A 17,914-nucleotide genomic window follows, 5' to 3' on the forward strand; every position below is an offset into this window, starting at 1 on the left:
GCATGCACACAGCAATCGATTTGTTCGCCGGCCTCGGCGGATGGACCACCGGTGGCCGCGCCGCCGGCCTTGACGTCCTATGGGCGGCCAACCACTGGCCTGCCGCGGTTGAATGGCACACCGAAAATCACCCCGATACCCAGCATGTTTGCCAGGATCTTCACCAAGCTGACTGGTCGCAGGTGCCGAAGCATGACTTGATGCTGGCCTCCCCTTGCTGCCAGGGCCACACAAAGGCCCGGGGGCGGGATAACGGAAATCCAAAGCACGACAATTCACGATCGACGGCTTGGGCGCCGGTATCGAACGCTGAAGTTAACCGGCCGGACTTCGCCATCATCGAGAACGTTCCGGAGTTCATGGATTGGATTTTGTATCCGGCCTGGGCGGACGCGATGCAGCGCCTTGGCTATGCCCTGGCACCTCACATCGTTGACTGCGCAGACCTTGGTGTTCCCCAGCACCGCGTGCGCCTGTTCATGGTCTGCTCTCGCAGCAAGGCGCCATTGCACTTGCAGTTGCCTCAGTACCAGCACGTGCCCGCCCGCGACATCCTCGACTTCGATGCAGGCAAATGGAGCAAGATCGAAAAGCCCGGACGCGCCGAGTCGACACTGCTTCGGGTGAAGAATGGGCGGGAGCGTTTCGGCGATCGCTTCATCATGCCGTATTACGGCTCCGGCTCCGGCCTGACCGGTCGCAGCCTGGACAGGCCGATCGGCACCATCACCACGTTGGACCGTTGGGCCCTGGTGCGTGGCGATGAGATGCGCATGCTTTCGGCGGATGAAGCCCTGGCAGCCCAATCCTTCGGGCCAGATACGAAGCGACCAGACAACCACCGGCTGACTATGCACATGACCGGCAACGCGGTCCCGCCGCTTGCTGGCCAACGAGTCATCGAAGCGCTGGAAGCCGCCGCTTAACCCCCCACTCCACCGCCCGGGCATGCCCCGGATAGGACTCCCCATGCCTACAGAAAACGAACCGGCCGAGCCGCTGCCGACATTGGCGAACGGCGCCGCACTTGAAGCTTCGACCTGGATCGACTTCGTCGAACGCCTCCGTTATCACTGCAACGGCGCCGGAGTTAAATGGCACCACACCGCGGCCGCCATTTTTACCGTGCAGACCAAGCGGATCGATTACGGCTACGAGATCGACTACGCGGAAGGTCGAGTTGTCTGCCTGGAGGATCGGTCGTGGTTCAGCCCAAAAGAATACTGGGACGACCTCGACGACGAGGAGCGCGCAGAAATCGACCAGGCTCTGATAGCTGATCGGGAATGCGGCTTTATGGATATGGACGAGGACGACCAGTGGGAATATCTCGGCGAGTGCGATGACCACACCGTAACCGGCTGGAATAAGCGCTGGGAAATCGTGAACAGCCACTTCACCCGAGAGGCCGCTGAGGCGTTTATCCGACGCAAGCAGCACGACTACGGCGAAATGCGCGTCTACGTCGAATCTCAGTACTACGCCTGGGAGTTCGAAGCCATCAAGGAAGCGATCCTTGACGGCACGCTGACTTACACGCCGAAGACGGTTGCGAATGCTCATGATCTGGTAACGATGGAGATTGTATGAGCCAAGTAGATCGATTCACACGGCAGGGTGTTGGAGCGTCTGACCGGGCTGGCTTTTGGGTTCACGCCGGCGACTTCAACCAAAAGATGGCCCAGGCGCAGGAACGAGAGTCGTACCTGAACGGCCAGATCGAGAAGTGGACGGCACTGAATGGGGACAACTTCAAGCGCGCTGAGATCCTGAAAATGGATCGCGACGCCTTGCAGCAGTGCCTGAACGCAGCGGATCAGCGGATTGAGGAGCTTGTGGCAGAGCTCGCAAAAGTTCGCCATGGCCCGTGCAAGTTGATCGTCGGGGACGAACTGCCATGACCCACAAAAGCTACCGGCTCGACCCGAACGTGAGAACCATCACTGACATGGTGACCGATGAGCAGGTGCAGAGCTCATTCCAGCGCACCAACTTCGGCCACGACGACTTTCGCGGGTTACTGGCCCAAGGTTGCATCAAGGCGCTAGCTGGTTGGCATCAGGGCCACACGCTGACGACAATCCTTGAGGAGCTGCGGCTGATCAGTTGGAACCGTCAGGTCGGAAAAATCAAGGTCACCGCCAAGGGTCGTCACTACATCTGGCTCGCCTTCAAAGGCCGCCCAGGCGTCTAATTCCGCAAAGAGTACATCTGTACTCTACCCACAAATCTACTCCCTCCCCCTTCAAAGTCAGCCGCTATAGCGGCAAGGACGAAGTCATGCCTGAAGAAATAAAATTGATCCAGCCAGCCCCGGTAGTGCGCGATGAATACGGCATGTTCGCTCACCCCGACATGCCCGACTTCGACGAGGGCGACGGCGACAAGTCCAAAGCCTGGATCGCTGAACAGCGCTTACAGGTGAGGATGGTTGAGCTCGAATACCACAGCGACGAAGCGGTCTCGGAGCGTTACTTCGAAGCAGGCGACCCGGATTGCAGCTACTGGGAGCCTGATCGCCCCGAAGGCGAAGGCTGGTTCTGCCTGGCCATTCACGACACTGACGACGGCCCGGTTTGCTGGTGGGCACGCCGCGAGGTTACGCCATGATCGCAATCAAAGAACGCCCCATCCTGTTCTCGGCGCCGATGGTGCGCGCCATCCTGGAAGGCCGGAAGACGGTCACGCGGCGAGCTGTGAAAGGCGTGGGGCTGAAATGGCTCGAAGAATTCACGCCCGGCTACGTCGCAGATCCGGCGAACAGCCTCTGCCCTTACGGACTGCCAGGCGATCGGCTGTGGGTGCGCGAGACCTGGGTAGCTGACGCCCAGCTTGATGCCGTCGCACCGCGTGAACTGAGCCAAGGCGAGCCGATCTTGTACCCGGCAGACGGGGCGGTCCGGCAGAGCGGATGCTCAATGATCAGCCCAGGTAAGGGGCGCCCTTCGATTCACATGCCCCGCTGGGTAAGCCGCATCCTCCTGGATATCACCGAAGTCCGCGTCGAGCGGTTGCAGGAAATCAGCGAAGAGCAGGCCAAGGCCGAGGGTGTCCGTCTGATGCGGGACGGCAGTGGCACGTGGGTAAGTCGAGAGGGGCCAGGACGGCTCGTCACGCCATGGACTACAGCCAAAGAAGCATTCGGCGACCTGTGGAACTCTATCAACGGCACCGACGCGTGGGACGCCAACCCCTGGGTCTGGGTCGTCGAATTCAAGCGGGCGACCCCATGATCGCCCTCGCCTGGTTCGCCTACGTGTACTGCTACAAGGGGCCGAAGTGATGAATCCATACCTGATCACCGGCCCGGCTCAGATCGGCATCAGCGGTGGTCGCACTAGCGGGCACATGGTCTACAAGATCCTTGAGGCCCATGGCGGGACATTGCCGCCAGATGTGCACCTGTTCTTTCAGAACACCGGCAAAGAACGCGAAGAGACACTGGTCTTCATTGATCAGATCGCCAAGCGCTGGGACGTGAATATCGTTTGGATGGAGTGGTGCCGCGAATACGGCCAGCCGGCCGACGCTCCCTGGTACAGGTTGGTGGACTTCAAAACCGCCAGTCGCAACGGCGAACCATTCACCATGATGCTCGAGTATTACGCCGCATACCGGAGGGCGGAAAAGAACATGCCGCCGGTACTGCCGAATTTCTCGAACAACATGTGCACCGCCTACTTGAAGATCAAGATCGGCGAGAAGCACATGCGAGCGCTTGGCTACGACGAGTGGGATTGCGTGATCGGCATCCGCAAAGACGAAGCCGGGCGCTACCACCGCATGATGGCCGCCAACGCAAAGGGCGGAACCCGCTGGGACAACGTCTGCCCCTCCTATACCGCAGGCGTCACGAAAGAGCATGTCGCCGAGTTCTGGGCGGCACAGCCCTTTGACCTTGGCATGGATTCAGACCTTGGCAACTGCGACCTGTGCTGGAAAAAGGGAGAAGACAAGCTGTTCAAGGCGATCCAAGCCGAACCGGATCGGGTGATTTTCTGGTCCGGCGCCGAGGAACGATTCAATCAAGTGTTCCGAATGGATCGTCCGAAGTACTCACACTTGGCCTGGTATGCCGAGAACTACAAAGGCCAGATGGATGCGTTTGGCTATTCGGAAGACATCGACTGCTTCTGCGGAGACTGATCCCTCCCCCTAACCCCTACCCCACACATGAGCCTGCCGGTGTACGGCGGGCGAGGATATCGCGTGTCCCAATCATTCCCTTTCTACGCCTGGGTGCTGCGTAGCAGCTACGAGATCAGCAAAGTGCAGATCATCCAGGGAGGCCCCGACTTCTATACAGACGACGCAGGGAGGCTCTACCCGTCACCAAGCCTGTTCTCGAGCAAAAAAGCAGCGCTGAAAGCTGGATGGGCTCGCATCGCACGCCAAGAGCAAATGCTGGAAGAAAGCGCCGAGCGTACCGCTAAGCGCAAGCAAGCCCTGGCCGAGTACTCCGTCGACTTTTAACCACCTTCTGCCGCCACGCGCGGCATGGAGCAAGCCATGACCATCACCAAGATCATCAAAGGCCCACACCGCTTTGGCGGATTTTGGTGGGTCATCGCCGATTGCAACGGAAAGGTTCAGCACATCTGCCGTCGCACCGAACAACAGGCTCGCCAGATCGCCGTGGGGCAGGACAGCGTGACCATTCATTAAACACGTCTGCCGCCGAGTGCGGCGCGGAGCATCAATGCGCCTGATATCAATCAGCCAGGCGGCCGAAATGTTGAGCATCGGCCGCACAACGGCTTACGCCCTGGCGAAGGCCGGGAAGATTCCCTGCGTGCGTGGTTTTGGCCCGCTGCGCGTTCACTACGAAAAGCTCGTCCAGATGATCGAGGCCGGTATCCCTGATACCCTCCCGGTCGCGGGCGGCGTACCCGAGGAGAAGGTATGCCCTATAAAAGAGGTAAAACTTGGTGGATCAGTTTCACCGCAGCAGATGGCACGTACATTAGACGCTCTGCTGGCACCGAGGACTATGCAGCAGCCAAGGCATTAGAACAGGAGCATCGCGGCGCGGCTTGGCGCCAAAAGGAGTTGGGCGTGGATCCGCCCAGGACATTCGAGGAAGTCATGATCGAGTACCTGGGCAATGCCGCGTCATCGCAGAAAAGCTTTGCGACCACCCAGTACCGGGTCAAGTCGCTGCAGCGTCACTTCGCCGGGATGATGATGAACGAGCTTTCCGGCAAAGATGTTCGAGAGTACTCGGCGGCCAGGACCAAGGCCGGTAAGTCGTCGGCCACCATCAACCGGGAGCTGGCCGCGCTGTCAGCGGCCATCAACTGGTGCGTCACGGAGTTGGAATGGAAGCTGCCGAATCCGGTGAAGGGTCGAAAACTGAAGGAACCAGAGGGCCGGGTCCGCTGGATCACCCGGGCAGAGGTCGATGGCCTGTGTCGGATTGTGAGAAAGCAGCGCTTTGGTGACATGCTCGAGGACTTTATTCGGCTGGCCGTGAACACCGGTTGCCGGAAAGAGGAAATGCTTGGGCTTGAATGGCGCCGGGTCGATTTTGCCAACCGGCTGATATATCTGGATGGGGAGCACACCAAAGCCGCCAAGCGGAGAAGTATCCCGCTCAATGAAGGGGCTTTGGCTGCACTTAAAGGAAGGATGGCTGTTCGGGCTGAATATTGCCCAACAACACCATGGGTATTTACGAGAAAAAACGGGGCAAGAGTTGCCGACCCTTCAACGGGTTTCGATAACGCTTGTGTAAAGGCAGGAATAACAGATTTCACGATTCATGACTTGCGTCATACGTGTGCAGCGTGGCTGGTGTCCGCCGGCGTGCCGCTCATTGAGATTCGTGATTTGCTGGGCCATTCGACAATCCAGATGACCGAGAAGTATGCGCATCTTGCACCGGCCAGGGTACGAAATGCCGTCAGCGTTCTCGATATGGGCTTGTCACAATCTCGCTACAGCGAGAATCCAGCGGTGCTACAGGAGGGGTATCTAAGGCTGGTAAAGCCTTGATTTATAAGGTGGTGCGGACGGAGAGACTCGAACTCTCACACCTTGCGGCGCTGGAACCTAAATCCAGTGTGTCTACCAATTCCACCACATCCGCGTATCAAGCTTTTAAAGCAAAGGCGCCAGATTTTTAAATCTGGCGCCTTTCTAGAATATGGGGTGGACGATGGGGATCGAACCCACGACAACGGGAGTCACAATCCCGTGCTCTACCAACTGAGCTACGCCCACCATATTGCCTTGTTGCCTTACTTGTGCCAAAGCTGCCTAATTGGCGCACCCGGCAGGACTCGAACCTGCGACCATCCGCTTAGAAGGCGGATGCTCTATCCAGCTGAGCTACGGGCGCCTTTTTAATCTGTATTCTTGGACGATTACAAACTAAGTGCTTTCAGCTTTACCGAGTTGAAACAACCAACTCTGCTCCACCTTCTTAACCAGTGCTAGGCTGTGCCCGACAAGTGCGACGAATGTTATAGACGGCCCGATAGGTCGTCAACTCTTTTTTAAAAAAAATTCATTTAATTAAAGGGGTTAGGGGAATTTGCAGACCAAGCGCCTTTGCCCTCACGCCCCGGCATGCGAGAATGCGTTCTCTTTTTTTCCCCTCTCGATGGTTAACCACGCGCAATGACTGCACAACTTATCGACGGCAAATCGATCGCCGCCAGCCTGCGCCAGCAGATCGCCCAACGAGTCACCGAGCGCCGCCAGCAAGGCCTGCGCACGCCCGGCCTTGCGGTGATCCTGGTCGGCAGCGATCCTGCCTCTCAGGTTTATGTCTCGCACAAGCGTAAAGACTGTGAAGAGGTCGGCTTCCTTTCCCAGGCCTACGACCTGCCTTCCGAAACCACCCAGCAAGCGTTGGCCGATCTGATCGATCGCCTGAACGATGACCCGAACATCGACGGCGTTCTGCTCCAGCTGCCTCTGCCTGAGCACCTCGACGCCTCCAAGCTGTTGGAGCGCATCCGTCCGGACAAAGACGTCGATGGTTTCCATCCTTATAACGTCGGCCGCCTGGCCCAGCGCATCCCACTGCTTCGTCCTTGCACCCCTAAAGGCATCATGACATTGCTGGAAAGCACTGGCGTGGACCTGTATGGCCTCGACGCCGTAGTGGTGGGTGCATCCAACATCGTTGGCCGTCCGATGGCCATGGAGTTGCTGCTGGCCGGCTGCACCGTGACCGTGACCCACCGTTTCACCAAGGACCTGGCCGGCCATGTCGGCCGCGCCGACCTGGTGGTGGTGGCCGCCGGCAAACCCGGCCTGGTACGGGGTGAGTGGATCAAGGAAGGCGCCATCGTCATCGACGTGGGCATCAATCGCCAGGAAGATGGCAAGCTGGTGGGCGACGTGGTCTACGAGACAGCCCTGCCCCGTGCCGGCTGGATCACGCCGGTACCTGGCGGCGTGGGCCCGATGACCCGCGCCTGCTTGCTGGAAAACACGCTGTACGCGGCTGAAACGCTGCACAGCTGATACGCGTCAACAAAAAACCTGTGGGAGCGAGCTTGCTCGCGAAGCGATGGACCGGCCAACATCCCGTTGACTGACACATCGCTTCGCGAGCGAGCTCGCTCCCACAGGTGTTTCTGGCGACCGGACTTTAGCCGCCAAACTACAAATTTTTCAGATTCGTTTCGCCAGAATCCCCCTCATGAAACTTTATTTATTCACAAGCCCTGGCGATACAGGCATATAGCGCTGCTGTCGCCCATACTCCTAAAATGCGACGTTTTTTTTTAAAAGTCGTTGCTCAACGGCACCTTCAACTCTATCGAGCCTACTCGCGTGAAAATCCGTCTTTCGATCATCAGCCTGTTCATCGCTTTCACAGGCAGCTTTATCACGCAAAATGTCGTTGCACAGGAAACCATCGCGGCCCCACGGGATACGGCCAAGCTGAAAGTTGCCTCGGGCAGCGCGATGTTGCTGGACCTGCAGACGGATAAAGTCGTCTATTCGAGCAATCCGGACGTGGTGGTACCCATCGCTTCGGTGACCAAGTTGATGACCGGCCTGATCGTGCTGGATGCCAAACAGAACCTGGATGAGTACATCTCCATCACCAACACCCCAGAGATGAAGGGCGTGTTTTCCCGGGTCAAGCTCAACAGCGAACTGTCGCGCCGGGACGTGCTGCTGATCGCCCTGATGTCTTCGGAAAACCGCGCCGCCGCCAGCCTTGCCCACCACTATCCAGGTGGTTATGCGGCGTTCATTGCCGCCATGAACGCCAAGGCGAAGGCGCTGGGCATGACCAGCACCCATTACGTCGAACCGACGGGCCTGTCGATCCACAACGTCTCGACCGCCAGGGACCTGACCAAGCTGCTGATCGCCGCTCGCAAGTACCCACTGCTGAGTGAACTGAGCACCACCAAGGAAAAGACCGTTACCTTCCGCAAGCCGGTGTATAGCCTGGGCTTTCGCAACACCGATCACTTGATCCACAAGGCCAACTGGGATATCCAGCTGACCAAGACCGGTTTCACCAACGAGGCCGGCCATTGCCTGGTGCTGGTGACGAAGATGAGTAATCGTCCGATGGCCCTGGTGATCCTCGATGCGTTCGGCAAGTACACGCACTTCGCCGATGCCAGCCGGATACGTAGCTGGGTCGAGACCGGAAAAAGCGCCGACGTGCCGGCGGTGGCCCTGCAATACAAGGCGGCCAAGAATCTCAAGAGCCGCCAGAGTGGCGTGGTGGAAGCCTCCAAGTAATCCGCGAAACAAGAAAGCCCCGACTCGTCGGGGCTTTCTTGTTTATGGCTTCAGGTCACCCAGCGGATCATAGGGCTTGGGCTTGCGCTCATCCTTTTTATCCAGAGGTGCCTTGGCCGGCCCTATCGGATCGACTTGAGGATCATCAAGATCCGGCGAGTCCGGATCGAAACCCAAGTCGTCACCGCTGGAATGCTCTGACGAATGTGGCCCCGTAGGTGTTTTCGACTGTGCCATGCATGCCCTCCTCCAATCATGGTCGGAAAAATGCCCAACCCTGAAGATGAGAGCCTCAGGCCTGCCGGGTTGTGCCCGGCAAGTGACGAACGGGGTGAACCATCAATGTGCCGCACCCAGGGTCTTGGTGGCTCGTGCCGCGGCTTGCTCTTGCCCTGCCCCAGCCAACTCATCCGCCGCTTTCAGCCAACGCTGTGAATCGACATTGGCCGGAAGCTGCGTGGGCCGCTGGACCAGCACCGCCCAACCGCCTGCACCCGTGAAAGCCGATTCGAAGGCACTGAAGCTCATCAACTGCCGTCGGTTCATGCCTGAACGCAGCAATACCGTCTGCTTCTGACGGTTGTAGCCGGCGAGGATCCCATACCTAGGCTCGGCCCAAAACGCCGAACCGTCGACATAGCGCACCAGCACTGGATAGCCTGCCGCAACCTGTTCCAACAACGCGGGCAGCGTGGCGTCGAGGGGATACACCAACAAGCCGTATTCGCGCACCAAGGTTTGCATATTCTGCTGCAAACCGGCTTCGCCACCCGGCAGGTGCAACGGTTTCTCCAGCAGCCCCGGCGTGATCACCGTGCCTTGCAACGTCAGCAAAGCAGCCAGGGACTGCGGGGCGCCCTGGTACATTTCGCCGCGAAAGAACGGCACGCTGTTGAGCTCCACCCGTTCGGGCAGGCGCTGGATCTGTGGCGAAACACTGCCCGCACACCCCACCAGGGCAACGAGGCAGGACACCGTCAGGACCAGTGATCGAAAAAATGAAATGACCGGCGACATGTTGACTCTCTTGTTCAGGCACCCGGCATCCGGGCCAGGCTTGGGTCGACGATCATAAGGTGCGCACAGCCCTGGGTATAGCCATAACGGCAGTTTTACGAGCGCGATAGAACGAACCGATCCGTGGCCAACCGCCACGGATCGATTACCTGCAACACTTGAGCGACTAGACTGTCCATGTATTAGGTGCGTTATCCCGGACCTGGGATAAAAGGAGGCACAGATGAGCCTGATCACGACAATTCTGATGCTGATATTCGGCTGGCTGAGCGTAGCCACGGCCATGCTGTGGGGCGTGCTCAGGATCACCCGGCGCCATCATCACGCGCCACCTGCGCAATCGGAAAAAACCACAAAACCCGCGCCACGCCACGCCACCGCACACTGAGCATTCGCTTTTCAAACCCTCAAAAAAAAGCCACCCGGGCCTGGACCCGGGTGGCTGCTGTCTGCCTGGAATCAGGCGTTGTCGGCCAACGCCCTTTCCTTGGCCCGTCGGGACAACATGTTCAACACCTCGATCGCCGCCGAGAACGCCATGGCTGCATAGATGTAGCCCTTAGGCACATGGGCACCGAAGCCTTCGGCGATCAGCGTCATGCCGATCATGATCAGGAAGCCCAGGGCCAACATCACCACTGTCGGATTGTCATTGATGAACTTGGCGAGCGGCTCAGCCGCCAACAGCATCACCAGCACCGACACAACGACCGCGATGATCATGATCGGCAAATGCTCGGTCATGCCCACGGCCGTAATGATGCTGTCGATGGAGAACACCAGGTCCAACATCAGGATCTGACCGATTGCCGCGGCAAAGCCCAGGGTCACGCCGGACGTGGCCGTCTTGGGGTCATTCGGTGCGGGGTCCATGCTGTGGTGGATTTCCGTGGTCGCTTTCCACAACAGGAACAGGCCACCGGCAATCAGGATCATGTCTTTCCAGGAGAACGCCTGCCCCAGGATTTCGATGACCGGTTCGGTCAACTGCACAATGAAGGCAATGGTGCTCAACAAGCCCAGGCGCAGGATCAGCGCCATGCCGATACCGATCCGCCGCGCCTTGGCACGGTGCTGGGCGGGCAGTTTGTTGGTCAGAATCGAAATGAAGATCAGGTTATCGATGCCAAGCACGATTTCCATGACCACCAGAGTTGCCAGGGCGATCCACGCGGTGGGGCTGGCGGCGAGCTGTAAAAGATAATCCATGGGTCAGTCCTGACTGATGTGACGGGTTAGATGGTTTTGGTAGAGGGTTCTGATTCTTCGGCATCTTCATCCGGCTGTTTCTTGGGGCTGATCAGCCCGCCGGTGGCTTCGCTGATGGCCTGTTCGGCGGCCTTGTGGGTATCGTCGATGGCCTGCTTGGCGGTTTGCGCGGCTTGCCCCATCAGCTGCTGGGCACTTTTTTCAGCCTGTTCACAGCCCGCCAGTGTCATTGCGGACATCATCAATAAGGCTGCCAGCCCCAGGGATTTGTATGTCATGAAATGAATGCCTCTTGAGAGAATTAAAGGAGCACGAAAGTGGCTCACCGATGGCCAGGCATTCTAGAGAGGTGGATACTTCAGGAAAATTCGTATTTTCAGCGGCTATACTTCGTTTTTTACGAACTCACGTGAACCCATGCTCAATTACCGACAATTGCATTACTTCTGGGTGGTGGCGAAAACCGGCAGCATCGTGCGAGCGTGCGAGCAGTTGAACCTGACCCCACAAACCATTAGCGGGCAGATTTCCCTGTTCGAGCAGACCTACAACATCAAGCTGTTTCGTCGGGTCGGGCGGCAGTTGGAACTGACCGAGGCCGGCCGCCAGACCTTGCCCTACGCCGAACACATGTTCCAGTTGGGAGGTGAGCTGGAGCTGATGCTGCGGGCCCAGCCCAACGAACAGCAAACCCTGTTTCGGGTCGGGGTGGCGGATGTGGTGCCCAAATCCATCGTCTACCGGCTGCTGGCGCCGACCATGGCGTTGAGTGAACCGCTGCGCATCACCTGTCGCGAGGACAAGCTCGAACGGCTGCTGGCGGACCTGGCGATCCAGCGACTGGACCTGGTGATTTCCGACAGCCCGATGCCGACTCACCTGGACATCAAGGGCTACAGCCAGAAGCTGGGGGAATGCGGGATCAGTTTTTTCGCCACCGCCGCGCTGGCCGAACGCTATGGGGCGGACTTCCCCCATGGCCTGCATGACGCTCCGCTGCTGATTCCCGGGCCGGAAACCGTGGTGCGCAGCCGCTTGCAACGCTGGTTCGCCGAGCAACAGATCCAGCCACGTATCGTCGGCGAGTTCGACGACAGCGCATTGATGCAAGCTTTCGGTCAATCAGGCAGCGGGATTTTCATCGGCCCGAGCGTGATCGCCGAAGAGGTGAAGCGCCAGTACGGCGTAGAAGTGATCGGCCAGACCGATGCGGTGAGCGAATCCTTCTATGCCATCTCCGTGGAGCGCAAGGTCAGCCACCCGGGCATTGTCGCGATTGCCGAAGGCGCCCGACGCGAGTTGTTCAGTGCCTAGCAGGCAACCCGGGGTTTGAAGGTCATCAGGAGCAACGCCAGCAGGATCGATACGAAGATGAACCCGGCCGCCGCAAACCCGACACTGCCCAGGCCCAGGGTATCGATGACCCGGCCACCGACCATCGCCCCCAGGCCAATCCCCAGGTTGGCCCCGGCAATGTTCAACGAGGCGGCAAACGCCGGGGCCTGTGGGGCCGCCTTCATCAGCCGCACATGGCTGACCAGGAACAAAGCCGCCTGGGTCACGCCCCAGATACCCATTGCCGCCGCCAGCGCGAGGGGCGAATGAATGCTTGGTACCAACGCCACCATGCCGCCGATCAGGAACAGGCAGAAGACCATCGAAGCGATCAACGGGTGCCGGTCCACCGCACGACCGCCCAGGGAATTGCCCAGCAGCCCGACGGCACCGAAGCCCATCAGGCACCAGCCCACCAAAGTGCCATCGAACCCAGCGAGGCGCTCGAGGATATCCGCCAGATAGGTATAGGCGGTGAACATGCCGCTGAACACCAGGATCGACAGCAGCACATGCCCTTGCATCAAGGGGTTGCGCAGGATCTTGAATTGCGAACGGAAACTCACCTGATGTTGGTGCAGGTTGGTTTTCGGCAAGTAGAGAAACAGCAGCAATGCCTTGGCGAAAGCAATGACTGCCAGGATCGCGAAAGCGCTGCGCCAACCAAATGCATCGGAAATCAACGTGCCCACGGGAATGCCGAACACCGTGGCACAAACGATGCCAAAGCCGATCCGGGCGATGGCCCGCCCAGCCAACTGTGGCCCGACAATGTCCACCGCCGTTTCACTGGCCAGCGCCCAGAACACCGGCAGGCCCAGGGCCGGAATCAACCGGGCAACGGCCATCACCCAGATATTGGGGGCGACCGTGGCGAGCATGTTGGCCAGGCCAAACATCACCAGCACGCTGATAAACAACTTGCGCCGTTCGAAGCGGGCGAACCAAGCCGTGAGGAATGGCCCGAACGCCGCCACCGTAAACGCGAACAACGTCACCAGCAGCCCGGCCTGGGGGATGCTGACGTGCAGGTCGCGGGCGATGGAGGGCAACAGGCCAACGATGACGAATTCCGTGGTCAGCACGGTAAACCCTGCGGCCGACAACAGGAAAATGGGTAACAGCATGTAGAACTCCAGCAAAACGACGACACCAGCGTTAGCCCAAGGGCTCGCTGGCGGATATAGAAAGGTGATGACGGCAAAGCCTAACAGAATGCGTCCACCAGACAAAACGCGCTTGAACACCCAGGTGACGGATCGTCACAGGTCCGTCAGATTTTTCATCGGGCTGTGATAAAGTCCGCGGCCTGCAAACGCCATACATTCTCTCGGTCCGCTCATGTGGCCTGCCCGCTTGTTGCCCTGACTCGTCGACCGTCGCACACAATAAAATCAGAGATGCCGCTATGACAGCTTCGTCCGTTACCCCAATGCAACGCCTCAAACGCACCAGCCTGGTGACGCAAATCATCATCGGCCTGATCGCCGGTATCGTCCTGGCATGGCTGGCGCCCGAGCTGGCGAAATCCACCGCTTTCATTGGCAAGGTCTTCGTGTCCGCGCTCAAGGCCGTGGCACCGATCCTGGTGTTCGTGCTGGTCATGGCGTCGATCGCCAACCACAAGCACGGCCAGGAAACCCATATCCGGCCGATCCTGTTCCTCTACCTGCTGGGCACTTTCGCGGCAGCGGTGGTCGCGGTGGTTGCCAGTACACTGTTTCCGTCCAGCCTGGTGCTGTCGACCCAAGACGTTGCGATCACAGCGCCAGGAGGCATCAGCGAGGTGCTGCAAAGCCTGTTGCTGAGTGTGGTGGACAACCCGGTCCGAGCCCTGCTCAACGGCAATTTCATCGGCATTTTGGCCTGGGCCATCGGCATGGGCGTCGCCATTCGGCATGCTGGCCAGACCACGCGCACCGTGCTCGAAGACCTGTCCAACGGCGTGACCGTCATCGTGCGCCTGGTGATCCGCTTCGCCCCGCTGGGCATTTTCGGCCTGGTGGCCTCGACCCTGGCCACGTCCGGCTTCAGCGCCCTGCTTGGTTACCTGCACCTGCTGACCGTACTGATCGGCTGCATGCTGTTCGTGGCGTTGGTGGTCAACCCGCTCATCGTGTTCTGGAAACTGCGTCGCAACCCCTACCCGCTGGTCTTCACCTGCCTGCGCGAGAGTGGTATCACAGCGTTTTTCACCCGCAGCTCGGCGGCGAATATTCCGGTGAACCTGGAACTGAGCAAACGCCTGGGCTTGCACGAAGACACCTATTCGGTGTCGATCCCTCTGGGCGCGACCATCAACATGGCGGGCGCCGCCATTACCATCACGGTACTGACACTGGCGGCCGTGCATACCCTGGGTATCGCCGTGGACATGCCAACGGCCGTGCTGCTGAGTGTTGTCGCGGCCATTTGCGCGTGCGGTGCCTCCGGGGTGGCCGGCGGTTCGCTGTTGCTGATTCCCCTGGCATGCAGCCTGTTCGGCATTCCCAGCGAAATCGCCATGCAAGTGGTCGCGGTGGGTTTCATCATCGGTGTCCTGCAGGACTCGGCGGAGACGGCGTTGAACTCGTCCACGGATGTGCTGTTCACAGCGGCGGCGTGCCTGGGTGAGGAAGAGAAGCTCGCGCGTACGGCGTAACCACTGCGGCGGCTGTTCGGTCGTCATCGCGAGCAAGCTTGCTCCCACAGGGGTTATGCGGCGTTCATGCTACAAATTCCCTGTGGGAGCGAGGTTGCTCGCGATGGCGGCGGTACATCCCCCAAGATGCGACAGCCAGCCATAAAAAAGCCCGGGAACGGCCAAAACCGTCCCGGGCTTTTTCATGCCAGCGGGGTTAGAAAGCGCCCATGTAGTCGCGCTTGCCCACTTCCACGCCATTGTGGCGCAGCAAGGCGTAGGTGGTGGTGACGTGGAAGAAGAACTGCGGCAGGCCGTAGGTCAGCAGGTAGTTCTGGCCGCTGAAGCGCTTCTCCTTCGGCGTACCCGGACGGGTAACGATCTCGATGCCTTCCTTGCCATCGATCTGCGCAGGGCTGATGCCGTCGATGAAGGCCAAGACCTTGGCGATCAGGGCTTGCAGCTCGGCGAAAGTGGTCTCGCTGTCTTCATACTTCGGCACTTCGATCTCAGCCAGGCGTGCAGACACACCTTTGGCGAAGTCCACAGCGATCTGCACCTGGCGCACCAGCGGGAACATGTCCGGGTACAGGCGGGCTTGCAGGAAGGCGTTCGGGTCGATGTTCTTCGCGGTGGCGTGGGCTTCGGCCTTGTTCAGAACGTCGCTCAACGCGTTGAGCATCTGCTTGAAAACCGGGACGGAAGCGGCGTACAGGGAAATAGTCATGGCGATCTCATGCAGGTGGCAGGAAAGAATCAATCAAACGGCTGCGATTATAGCCACGGCTTGTCTTTTATTGCGCAAGGATTAGGCTAGGCGGCTTCCACAGCATAGGGAACGCGCGATGAGCATCGAAGAACAACGCCAGGCTGAAGAACCACGGCTCAATAGCACGGAAATCCGCATCCTCGGCGCGCTGGTCGAGAAGCAGGCCACCAACCCCGAGACCTACCCGCTGACCCTCAACGCCCTGGTACTGGCCTGCAACCAGAAAACCAGCCGCGAACCGGTGATGAACCTCAACCCGGGCCAGGTCGGCCAGAGCCTGCGGGCGCTGGAAGGTCGCGGCTTTACCAAACTGGTGATGGGCAGCCGCGCCGACCGTTGGGAACATCGGGTCGACAAAGCCCTGGAGCTGGTACCAGCCCAGGTGATTCTGATGGGTTTGCTGTTCCTGCGTGGCCCGCAAACGGTCAATGAGCTATTGACCCGCAGCGGGCGGATGCACGACTTCGAAGACGCCGAACAAGTCGTGCACCAGCTTGAACGCCTGATCGCCCGTGGGCTGGCGCTGCTGGTGCCACGCCAGGCCGGCCAGCGCGAAGACCGCTATGTGCACGCCATGGGGGACCCGGCGGACATCGAGGCCATTCTCGCCGCCCGCCAGCACCCGGTGGAGCGCGGCGCCGGCGGCGCTGTCTCGCTGGAGCGCATCGAAGAACTCGAAGCCCGGATCGCGGCCCTGGAAGAACGCCTGGCTCGGCTGGAATAGCAGCGCCTACGCCGACCGGGCGAAGGCCACGGCTTTTTCAAATTGCTCCCGGTTGGGCCGCACGCCGGTGTACAGCACAAACTGCTCCAGGGCCTGGATCGCAATGACTTCCAGCCCGGTGATGACCCGCTTGCCTTCGGCCCCGGCACGCACGATCAGTGGCGTTTGCGACGGGATCGCCACGACATCGAACACGGTCTCGGCCGCGGCGATGGTCTCGGGCTCAAACGCCAACCGGTCGGCTTCCGGGCCGCCGGTCATGCCGATCGGCGTGACGTTGATCAGCATCTGCGGCCGTCGGCTACCCAGTTCGGCTTGCCACTCATAACCCAGGGAATCGGCCAGGGCTCGCCCAGCGGCTTCATTGCGGGCAACGATCAGCCCGTTCTTGTACCCCCCATCGCGCAAGGCACTGGCCACAGCCTTGGCCATGCCGCCGCTGCCGCGCAGGGCAAACGTCGAGTCCTTGGGCACGGCGTGGCTTTGCAGCAGTTGGGCGATGGCGATGTAATCCGTGTTGTAGGCCTTCAGGTGGCCGTTGGTGTTAACGATGGTGTTGATGGACTGGATCGCCGCGGCGGAAGGATCCAACTCGTCCACCAGGGCTATGCAGGCCTCCTTGAACGGCATCGACACGCCGCAACCACGAATGCCCAAGGCGCGGATACCACCCACCGCCCCGGGCAGATCCTGGCTGCTGAACGCCTTGTAATAGAAATTCAGGCCCAATTGTTCATACAGGTGATTATGAAAGCGCAGGCCGAAGTTTCCGGGACGCCCCGATAGCGACATACACAGTTGGGTGTCTTTGTTGGGATTGATCTGCATGCGTGTCTCCTTGCAATTCACTTTCGGACAAACGGAATCACCGCCCGAAAGGTTTTATTCGATGATACCGCCAGCTCCAGCCCGGTCTCAGGCCCCTGGATGACGCGGCGCGGTAAAGAAAAGCGCTACGGACCTTACACAATATTTACCCAACGGCGTCGCAAATCCTGAGAAAATCGTTGTCAGAGCAAGTATCCCCGCGACCCTCATCGGGTCTGTTGCAGACCACAGGCGTCGGGGCCGAAACGAGGAACAGCCATGAATCGTAAACTTCCCATCATCGCCCTGCTCATGGGCGCACTCGCGGTCACCGGCCAGGCATCCGCCCACGGTCGTGGTGGTTGGGAGGGGCCCGCAGTGTTTGGCGCCATCGTCGGTTCGGCCATCGTTGGCTCGGCCATCATCAACCGTGATCGGCCGGTGTATGTGCAGCAACCGGTCTATGTCCAGCCGCAGCCGGTCTATGTCCAGCAACCACCGCCGGTCTACTACCAGCCACAGCCGGTGTATGTAGAGCAACCGATCTACTATCGCCCAGCGCCGGTGTATTACGGGCCACCACGTGGCTATTACTACGGCCCTCCCCGTGGTCATTACGGCCGCTGGTAACCCATAGCAGTGACACAAAAAACCAGCCTGTGATCGAGCGTCACAGGCTGGTTTTTCAATTAAGGGTCGAAGAAAAGCTTGA

Annotated in this window: 25 protein-coding genes and 3 tRNA genes; 18 read left to right on the plus strand and 10 right to left on the minus strand. The window is 59.6% G+C overall.

The genetic code is table 11. From position 1 onward, the window contains the following. Positions 1 to 2 precede the first annotated feature (2 nt). The 11 genes from KI237_RS20050 (at position 3) to KI237_RS20100 (ending at position 5,994) form a co-directional block, all read left to right on the plus strand. Entirely contained in the window at positions 3 to 926 is a 924-nt protein-coding gene (locus tag KI237_RS20050) for a DNA cytosine methyltransferase (protein WP_212796736.1), read from the plus strand. 43 nt (positions 927 to 969) lie between these two features. After that, the gene (locus KI237_RS20055; protein WP_212796737.1) at positions 970 to 1,590 is read left to right on the plus strand and encodes a hypothetical protein; all 621 of its coding nucleotides are present in this window, start codon (positions 970 to 972) and stop codon (positions 1,588 to 1,590) included. Continuing rightward, the gene (locus KI237_RS20060; protein ID WP_212796738.1) at positions 1,587 to 1,901 is read left to right on the plus strand and encodes a hypothetical protein; all 315 of its coding nucleotides are present in this window, start codon (positions 1,587 to 1,589) and stop codon (positions 1,899 to 1,901) included. The genes KI237_RS20055 and KI237_RS20060 overlap by 4 nt, the downstream gene beginning before the upstream one ends. Beyond that, complete coding sequence (locus KI237_RS20065) at positions 1,898 to 2,194, plus strand: hypothetical protein (protein ID WP_212796739.1); 297 nt, start codon at positions 1,898 to 1,900, stop codon at positions 2,192 to 2,194. Before KI237_RS20060 ends, KI237_RS20065 begins: the two co-directional genes overlap by 4 nt. 86 nt (positions 2,195 to 2,280) lie before the next feature. Next, on the plus strand, positions 2,281 to 2,610 hold the full coding sequence (locus KI237_RS20070; protein WP_212796740.1) for a hypothetical protein: 330 nt from the start codon (positions 2,281 to 2,283) through the stop codon (positions 2,608 to 2,610). Continuing rightward, the gene (locus tag KI237_RS20075) at positions 2,607 to 3,233 is read left to right on the plus strand and encodes a hypothetical protein (RefSeq protein ID WP_212796741.1); all 627 of its coding nucleotides are present in this window, start codon (positions 2,607 to 2,609) and stop codon (positions 3,231 to 3,233) included. The genes KI237_RS20070 and KI237_RS20075 overlap by 4 nt, the downstream gene beginning before the upstream one ends. Before the next feature lie 49 nt (positions 3,234 to 3,282). Further along, positions 3,283 to 4,146, plus strand: a complete 864-nt coding sequence (locus KI237_RS20080) for an adenine nucleotide alpha hydrolase family protein (RefSeq protein ID WP_212796742.1) — start codon at positions 3,283 to 3,285, stop codon at positions 4,144 to 4,146. Positions 4,147 to 4,209: 63 nt separating this feature from the next. Then, positions 4,210 to 4,473 carry a hypothetical protein gene (locus KI237_RS20085; RefSeq protein ID WP_212796743.1) on the plus strand — a complete coding sequence of 88 codons (264 nt, stop codon included), beginning with the start codon at positions 4,210 to 4,212 and terminating at the stop codon, positions 4,471 to 4,473. A gap of 36 nt (positions 4,474 to 4,509) precedes the next feature. After that, positions 4,510 to 4,665: a hypothetical protein gene (locus tag KI237_RS20090; protein ID WP_212796744.1), complete on the plus strand. Its 156-nt coding sequence runs from the start codon at positions 4,510 to 4,512 to the stop codon at positions 4,663 to 4,665. A 34-nt stretch (positions 4,666 to 4,699) separates the two neighbouring features. Then, positions 4,700 to 5,011: a helix-turn-helix domain-containing protein gene (locus KI237_RS31115; protein WP_212796745.1), complete on the plus strand. Its 312-nt coding sequence runs from the start codon at positions 4,700 to 4,702 to the stop codon at positions 5,009 to 5,011. Further along, positions 4,903 to 5,994 (plus strand): tyrosine-type recombinase/integrase, encoded by a 1,092-nt coding sequence (locus KI237_RS20100; RefSeq protein ID WP_212796746.1) that lies wholly within the window; start codon positions 4,903 to 4,905, stop codon positions 5,992 to 5,994. Before KI237_RS31115 ends, KI237_RS20100 begins: the two co-directional genes overlap by 109 nt. Before the next feature lie 9 nt (positions 5,995 to 6,003). On the opposite strand, the gene KI237_RS20105 is transcribed toward KI237_RS20100, so the two are convergent. The 3 genes from KI237_RS20105 to KI237_RS20115 form a co-directional block, all read right to left on the minus strand. Then, positions 6,004 to 6,088: transfer RNA gene (locus tag KI237_RS20105), tRNA-Leu, on the minus strand. A gap of 58 nt (positions 6,089 to 6,146) precedes the next feature. Continuing rightward, positions 6,147 to 6,222: transfer RNA gene (locus KI237_RS20110), tRNA-His, on the minus strand. A 41-nt stretch (positions 6,223 to 6,263) separates the two neighbouring features. After that, positions 6,264 to 6,340, minus strand: a tRNA-Arg gene (locus KI237_RS20115). 281 nt (positions 6,341 to 6,621) lie between these two features. Between KI237_RS20115 and folD the strand changes: the two genes are divergently transcribed. Further along, positions 6,622 to 7,476, plus strand: coding sequence for a bifunctional methylenetetrahydrofolate dehydrogenase/methenyltetrahydrofolate cyclohydrolase FolD (gene folD / locus KI237_RS20120; RefSeq protein ID WP_092326854.1), 855 nt, complete (start codon positions 6,622 to 6,624; stop codon positions 7,474 to 7,476). A 312-nt stretch (positions 7,477 to 7,788) separates the two neighbouring features. Beyond that, positions 7,789 to 8,721: a D-alanyl-D-alanine endopeptidase gene (pbpG, locus tag KI237_RS20125; protein WP_212796747.1), complete on the plus strand. Its 933-nt coding sequence runs from the start codon at positions 7,789 to 7,791 to the stop codon at positions 8,719 to 8,721. A 42-nt stretch (positions 8,722 to 8,763) separates the two neighbouring features. Here pbpG and KI237_RS20130 read toward each other — a convergent pair whose 3' ends face one another. Together KI237_RS20130 and KI237_RS20135 are read right to left on the minus strand one after the other, a co-directional pair. Then, positions 8,764 to 8,958: a DUF6021 family protein gene (locus KI237_RS20130; protein WP_109751635.1), complete on the minus strand. Its 195-nt coding sequence runs from the start codon at positions 8,956 to 8,958 to the stop codon at positions 8,764 to 8,766. A gap of 102 nt (positions 8,959 to 9,060) precedes the next feature. Continuing rightward, positions 9,061 to 9,738 carry a peptidase C39 family protein gene (locus KI237_RS20135; RefSeq protein ID WP_212796748.1) on the minus strand — a complete coding sequence of 226 codons (678 nt, stop codon included), beginning with the start codon at positions 9,736 to 9,738 and terminating at the stop codon, positions 9,061 to 9,063. A gap of 223 nt (positions 9,739 to 9,961) precedes the next feature. Between KI237_RS20135 and KI237_RS20140 the strand changes: the two genes are divergently transcribed. Further along, entirely contained in the window at positions 9,962 to 10,126 is a 165-nt protein-coding gene (locus KI237_RS20140) for a hypothetical protein (RefSeq protein WP_212796749.1), read from the plus strand. 71 nt (positions 10,127 to 10,197) lie between these two features. On the opposite strand, the gene KI237_RS20145 is transcribed toward KI237_RS20140, so the two are convergent. Then, positions 10,198 to 10,947, minus strand: a complete 750-nt coding sequence (locus KI237_RS20145) for a TerC family protein (RefSeq protein ID WP_212796750.1) — start codon at positions 10,945 to 10,947, stop codon at positions 10,198 to 10,200. Positions 10,948 to 10,973: 26 nt separating this feature from the next. Further along, positions 10,974 to 11,225, minus strand: coding sequence for a hypothetical protein (locus tag KI237_RS20150; RefSeq protein ID WP_212796751.1), 252 nt, complete (start codon positions 11,223 to 11,225; stop codon positions 10,974 to 10,976). A 139-nt stretch (positions 11,226 to 11,364) separates the two neighbouring features. On the opposite strand from KI237_RS20150, the gene nhaR reads away from it, so the two are divergent. Next, complete coding sequence (gene nhaR, locus KI237_RS20155) at positions 11,365 to 12,261, plus strand: transcriptional activator NhaR (RefSeq protein ID WP_212796752.1); 897 nt, start codon at positions 11,365 to 11,367, stop codon at positions 12,259 to 12,261. Here nhaR and KI237_RS20160 read toward each other — a convergent pair. Next, a complete protein-coding gene (locus KI237_RS20160; RefSeq protein WP_212796753.1) occupies positions 12,258 to 13,409 on the minus strand; it encodes an MFS transporter in 1,152 nt (383 codons plus the stop codon). The genes nhaR and KI237_RS20160 overlap by 4 nt on opposite strands. A gap of 281 nt (positions 13,410 to 13,690) precedes the next feature. Here KI237_RS20160 and sstT point away from each other — a divergent pair, with 281 nt between their 5' ends. Then, positions 13,691 to 14,923 carry a serine/threonine transporter SstT gene (gene sstT / locus KI237_RS20165; protein ID WP_212796754.1) on the plus strand — a complete coding sequence of 411 codons (1,233 nt, stop codon included), beginning with the start codon at positions 13,691 to 13,693 and terminating at the stop codon, positions 14,921 to 14,923. Between the two features lie 196 nt (positions 14,924 to 15,119). On the opposite strand, the gene KI237_RS20170 is transcribed toward sstT, so the two are convergent. Beyond that, a complete protein-coding gene (locus KI237_RS20170; RefSeq protein ID WP_212796755.1) occupies positions 15,120 to 15,629 on the minus strand; it encodes a DUF1993 domain-containing protein in 510 nt (169 codons plus the stop codon). A 118-nt stretch (positions 15,630 to 15,747) separates the two neighbouring features. Here KI237_RS20170 and KI237_RS20175 point away from each other — a divergent pair, with 118 nt between their 5' ends. Then, positions 15,748 to 16,395 (plus strand): YceH family protein, encoded by a 648-nt coding sequence (locus KI237_RS20175; RefSeq protein ID WP_079304393.1) that lies wholly within the window; start codon positions 15,748 to 15,750, stop codon positions 16,393 to 16,395. Positions 16,396 to 16,401: 6 nt separating this feature from the next. Here the strand turns inward: KI237_RS20175 and KI237_RS20180 are convergent, their stop codons facing one another. Next, positions 16,402 to 17,223, minus strand: coding sequence for a shikimate 5-dehydrogenase (locus tag KI237_RS20180; RefSeq protein WP_212796756.1), 822 nt, complete (start codon positions 17,221 to 17,223; stop codon positions 16,402 to 16,404). A gap of 258 nt (positions 17,224 to 17,481) precedes the next feature. Here KI237_RS20180 and KI237_RS20185 point away from each other — a divergent pair, with 258 nt between their 5' ends. Beyond that, entirely contained in the window at positions 17,482 to 17,832 is a 351-nt protein-coding gene (locus tag KI237_RS20185; RefSeq protein ID WP_212796757.1) for a hypothetical protein, read from the plus strand. Positions 17,833 to 17,914 lie beyond the last annotated feature (82 nt).

This window comes from Pseudomonas sp. St316, from assembly GCF_018325905.1.
Classification (GTDB): domain Bacteria; phylum Pseudomonadota; class Gammaproteobacteria; order Pseudomonadales; family Pseudomonadaceae; genus Aquipseudomonas.